This window comes from Streptomyces sp. NPDC032472 (genome assembly GCF_040636955.1).
GTDB lineage: Bacteria > Actinomycetota > Actinomycetes > Streptomycetales > Streptomycetaceae > Streptomyces.
Genome location: NZ_JBEZVK010000160.1, coordinates 1 through 5120, shown reverse-complemented (window position 1 = coordinate 5120; position 5120 = coordinate 1). Strand labels below are relative to the sequence as shown.

Annotated in this window: 3 protein-coding genes and 2 pseudogenes; 4 read left to right on the top strand and 1 reads right to left on the bottom strand. The window is 74.5% G+C overall.

The window, feature by feature from the left end; genetic code table 11:
• The coding region (locus AB0F11_RS37455) for a hypothetical protein (RefSeq protein ID WP_362184185.1) at positions 1-277 on the bottom strand (277 nt) is incomplete at its 3' end.
• Between the two features lie 348 nt (positions 278-625).
• On the opposite strand from AB0F11_RS37455, the gene AB0F11_RS37450 reads away from it, so the two are divergent.
• From AB0F11_RS37450 to AB0F11_RS37435, 4 genes and pseudogenes are all read left to right on the top strand, one after another.
• Positions 626-1951 carry a ricin-type beta-trefoil lectin domain protein gene (locus tag AB0F11_RS37450; RefSeq protein ID WP_362184182.1) on the top strand — a complete coding sequence of 442 codons (1326 nt, stop codon included), beginning with the start codon at positions 626-628 and terminating at the stop codon, positions 1949-1951.
• Positions 1952-2066: 115 nt separating this feature from the next.
• Positions 2067-2796, top strand: a pseudogene (locus tag AB0F11_RS37445) (carbonic anhydrase).
• A 94-nt stretch (positions 2797-2890) separates the two neighbouring features.
• Complete coding sequence (locus AB0F11_RS37440; RefSeq protein ID WP_362184179.1) at positions 2891-4750, top strand: serine/threonine-protein kinase; 1860 nt, start codon at positions 2891-2893, stop codon at positions 4748-4750.
• A gap of 43 nt (positions 4751-4793) precedes the next feature.
• Positions 4794-5120, top strand: a pseudogene (locus AB0F11_RS37435) (serine/threonine protein kinase); the annotation flags it as partial.

Below are 5120 nucleotides of genomic sequence, written 5' to 3'. Positions count from 1 at the left end.
GCGCGGCGGCGGCGAGCGCGGCGGCCGCGGGGCGCGGGGCCGGGTCGGGGATGCGGGGGGTGTAGGGGGCGCCGCCGACCGGCTCGTAGACGTCCAGGGCGCCGTCGTCGCGCAGGACGAAGAGGACTCCGGGGCGGTTGGGGTGCTCGCGGGCGAGGCGGGGCGTGTGGTCGAGCCGGGCGATCGCGCGGGCGGCGGCGACCTGGTCCGCGCCGACCTCTCCGCAGTAGGTCACGGACCGGTCGGGGTGGACGGTCGCCGCGTGGAAGGACGTCATCGATCGGGCTCCTCGTCGGGTCTGGAGTCGAACGGAGTCATGTGGAGGCGCATGGAGTCGGGCGGAATCGGACGGAGTCGCATGGAGTCGGACGGAGCCGCATGGAGTCGGGTGGACCGGCTTCGAACCATGGCAGGGCCACCATCACCGCACCGTGTCGCCGCCGTTGCCCAAGGCTCAACTCCCGTGCTGCGCAGGGTGGCTGGGAACGTTCGCCTATCATTTGTTCGATTCCGGACCGCCCGGCGACCGCGCCGCGTCCGGGATCCGCGAACGATCACGACGAAAGGCAACGGGGACTTGGGATTCACGGCCAGATATCGAAAAGCGGTGGTTGCGGCGTGTTCCGTGGCGGCCATCGTGGGCGGACTCCAGCTGACCTCCAGCGCGTTCGGCACCGAGGACCCGGACGCGGGCACCGGCGCGGGCGCGGTTGCGGACGCGGGAGGCAGCCCGACCCCCACCGCGGCCGCCGACGCGGCAGCGGCGCTGCCGGCGCCCGAGAAGGCGCCCGACGCCGCCCACGCGGAGGACTCGGTCCAGTCCGTCGGCGACCACACCGCCTTCAAGAACGGCGTCATGCAGCTCGAAGGAAGCCGCACCGCTGCGGCGGCCCAGGGCGTCGCCGCCGGTCCGCCGCAGGGCGAGGGCTGGAAGCTGGCCGGGGCGACGAAGTGGCTGACGACCGGCTACACGGTCAAGTTCTACGACCAGAAGTCCGCGGACTGGCTGGCTCCTTACGTCAAGGCGTCGGCGGCGGACCTCCAGCGGATCACGAACCTGCCCGTCACGGTCGACACCCGGCCCGTGGGCTGGGACTACCTCCGCCCCAAGGGCGAGGTGGTCATGGGCGTGCTGTACCGGCCCTGCCTGCCGCCGGAGGGTGAGGGCAGCATGGGCAGCACCGGCTGGAAGGTGGTGCGCGACGGCTCCGGAAGCGCCAACCTGAGCTGCGGGTTCACCAGTTCCTCCGTGCCGGAGACGGTGACGAGCGGGCACGCGTACATCGACAGCGAGTTCTTCACCGAGGCGGGCAAGCCCTCCGCCTCCATGGGCGAGACGTACATGCGCAACCACATCAGCCACGAGCTCGGGCACGCGCTGGGCCTCGCCCACGCGAACCGCAGCCTGACGAAGGGCGACTGCGTCAAGGGCAGCGACTCCGGCGAGTTCCCCGTCATGTGCTCGCCGGCGTACGCCTACCAGGACAAGCGGGCCGGCACCTACGTCCAGCAGTTCGACGTGCAGGCGCTGCGCAAGCTCGCCGCCGGCGCCGGAGCCGCGCTGGCCCCGCAGGGGCAGGTGACCGGCCTGGCCGGCAAGTGCCTGGACGCCAAGGGCGGCAAGTCGGACAACGGCACGCAGATCCAGCTCTGGAGCTGCAACGGCACGGTGGCCCAATCGTGGATCCTCGGCAAGGACGGGACGTTCCGCGCGCTCGGCAAGTGCCTGGACAACTCCCGCGCCCTCAGCACCAACGGCAACAAGATCCAGCTGTGGGAGTGCAACGGTACGGCGGCCCAGCGGTGGTCGGTCAACGCCAAGGGGCAGATCGTGAACGCCGGCTCGGGCAAGGTGCTCGACGTGGCCGGCGGCGCGACGGCGAACGGCACCGTGGTGCAGCTGTACACGGCGAACACCGACAAGCGGCAGGTCTGGGTGGCCCCCAAGTAGGCCGTTCGCCCGTTCGCCCGTTGACCCGTTCGCCGTAGCCCTGCGGGAACAGCGCCGTGACACGCGTCCGGCAGGAACGGGACCGGGCGCCGGCGCCGGGCTACCGTCTGCGGGCATGAGGACGGATGACGAGCCGCCCGCGGCCCGCGGGCCGCGGCGGCGCCGGCTGGTGTGGGCGGCGACCGCAGTGGTCGCCGCCCAGGCGGCCCTGGTCTCGGGCGGGCCCGCGCTCTCCTCCCCGCCCGGCAGCTGCGGTCTTCGGCCCGCCACGCCGACGGCGGCTCTGGCGCGGCTGGTGGCGGGGAACCGGCGCTGGCGCACGTACCACGAGCACCACCCCGACCGGAGCGCGGCCGTACGGCGGACCCTGGTGGGCAGTCAGCACCCGTTCGCGGTGGTGCTGGGCTGCATCGATTCCCGCGTGCCCCCGGAGCTGGTCTTCGACCAGGGGCTGGGCGATCTGCTGACCGTGCGGTCGGCGGGCGAGGTCCTGGACGAGGCGGTGCTCGGCAGCATCGCCTACGGCGTGCTGGAGCTGGACGTTCCCCTGGTCGTCGTCCTGGGGCACCAGGGGTGCGGGGCGGTCACGGCCGCCGTCCGGGCCGCGGAGACCCGCACCCCGCTGCCGGCCCATGTCATGTACCTCGCCGAGCAGATCCGCCCCGTCATCGACTTCGGGCTGCAGGGCCAGGCGCGGGTGGACTCGGCGGTCACCGCGAACGTGCGGAGGGTCCGGGTGAGCCTGACCCGGGAGCCGGACGGCCTCCCGTATCGCCGCCGGCCGACTGGCCGTGGTCGGGGCCCAGTACGAGCTGACCAGCCAGCGCGTGCACCGGGTGGACTGACCGGGCGCGCTCGGGGTACGACCGACCCGCCCGGAAATCGACGGACCGCCCCGCGTCCCGTGCGGAGATAATGATCTTTCCGGAGGGTGGACGAGTGGAACGGGGGCCGGGAACGGTGCGGGAGCTGATCGAGGACCGGTACGAGCTCGACGAGCTGCTCGGCCGGGGCGGATTCGGCGAGGTCTGGCGGGCCAGGGACGACCGGGTCGGGCGCTGGGTCGCCGTCAAGATCGGCTACCCGCAGACGTACGAGGACACGCGCCGCTTCGAGCGGGAGGCCAGCCTCGCCGGGAATCTCGCGCACCCCAACATCGCCACCATCCACGACTTCGGGCGCACCGAGCGCGCCGGGCGCGACGCGGTGTTCCTGGTGATGGAGCTGCTCCAGGGGCGCAGCCTCGCCGACGTCCTGGCCGACGGGCTGCCGCCGCTGCACGACGCGCTCGACTGGGCGGCGCAGATCGCGGCGGCGCTGGCGGCGGCGCACGACGCCGGGATCGTCCACCGGGACATCAAGCCGGCGAACGTGATGCTCACCGAGAGCCGGATCGTGAAGGTCCTGGACTTCGGCATCGCCAAGGCGCAGGGCAGCCCTGGCACGGAGCTGACCGGGACAGGCATGGTCATCGGGTCGTTCCCGTACATGGCCCCGGAGCGCTGGACGGGAGGTGCGGGCGGGGTCCCCGTCGACGGCCGGGCGGACCTGTATGCGCTGGGCTGCGTGCTGATGGAGCTCCTCACGGGTGAACGCCCCTTCCCCGCCGGCGAGATGCACGAGCTGCTCGCCCAGCACCTGACGGCCGCGCCGCCCGCGCCCGGTTCGCTGCGGGCGGGGCTGCCGGCGGGGCTGGACGCGCTGGTGCTCGGGCTGCTGGCGAAGGACCCGCGGGAGCGTCCGGCGACGGCGCGCGAGGTGGGCCTGCGGCTGGCCGGTATCAGCCGCGGCGCGGCGGGGCAGGAAGCGGCCCCGGGTGGAGCGGCGGCCGGCGTGCCGCCGATGCCGAGCTACTCCCCGACCGTGCCCGCCCAGGCGGCCCCGGCCCCCGGCCCGGTGGCGCCGCCCGCCGACGACCCCGTACGGGCGATGCTCCAACGCCGCCTGACGCAGCTGCTGGAGGACGCACCGGCCGACCTTGCGCAGCGGCTGGGCACCCTGGTCACGGACCTGGTGGAGGAGTTCGGTACGCACGACCCGCTGTCCGTGCGGGCCGCCTACCACCGGGCGATGAGCGTACGGGGGGAGTCGCGGACGGAACTGGAGCGCCTCCTGCCGAGGATGATGCGGGTGCTCGGCGTGGAGCACCCCGACACCATCACGGCGCGGGCCGCGTACGCCGGCGAGTCCGCCGCCTACGGTCCGGGCGACGCCCGCGGCCACGAGGCCGAGCTGCGCGAGGTCATCGAGCAGGCGACCCGGGTGCTGGGCGCCGACGCGCCGGTCACGCTGGCTGCCCGGTACCACCTGGCCGTCGGGCTCCAGCGGGGCGGCGGTGGTGGGGGGGGCGGCGGGGACGGCTCTGCCCGTACGCCCGAGCAGGCGCGCGGCGAGCAGGCCCGGCTGGGCCCGCTGCTGGCCGGGCTGGAACGCGGGCTGCCGGCGAACAGCCCGATCCTGCTGGACGTACGGCGGCGGCTGGCGCAGGCCGCCTGGCTGCTCGGCGACTTCGCCGCGGCCGCCCCGCTCTACCTCGCCCTGTACCCCGATCCCGCGGACCTGGTGGAGCGCGGGCACGCGGAGATCGCGTACCGGGTGGTCCGGAGCATCGGCGAGGCCGGGGACCCGGGCCGGGCGTTGGCGCTGCTCAAGCCGCTGGAACACCGGCTGCAGCTGACCGTCGGCAACACCCACTGGCTGACGCAGGAGGTCTCCGAGACCCGCTCCGAGATGAGGCGGGCCCTGCGGGAGGACCGACGGGCGGCCGGCGGCGGGCTGGGGTGGCTGTTCGGCAACTGACCCGCCGGCGCGGGCTGTCACCGGCGGCCGCCATACTGGGCCCATGCAACGCATCGGGGGGTACGCCGTCGAGCGCAAGCTCGGCGAAGGCGGCATGGGGACGGTCTATCTCGCTCGGTCCCGCGGGGGACGGGCGGTGGCGGTCAAGGTGGCCCGCCCGGAGCTGGCCGCGGACCCCGCCTTCCGTGAGCGGTTCCGGGCCGAGGTGGCGGCCGCCCGCCGGGTCGGCGGCTTCCACACCGCGCCGGTCGTGGACGCCGACGCCGACGGCGACCCGCCGTGGCTGGCGACCGCGTCCGTACCGGGCCCGACGCTCGCCGCGCGGCGCGCCGCCGAGGGTCCGATGGACGAGCCCACGCTCCGCACCCTG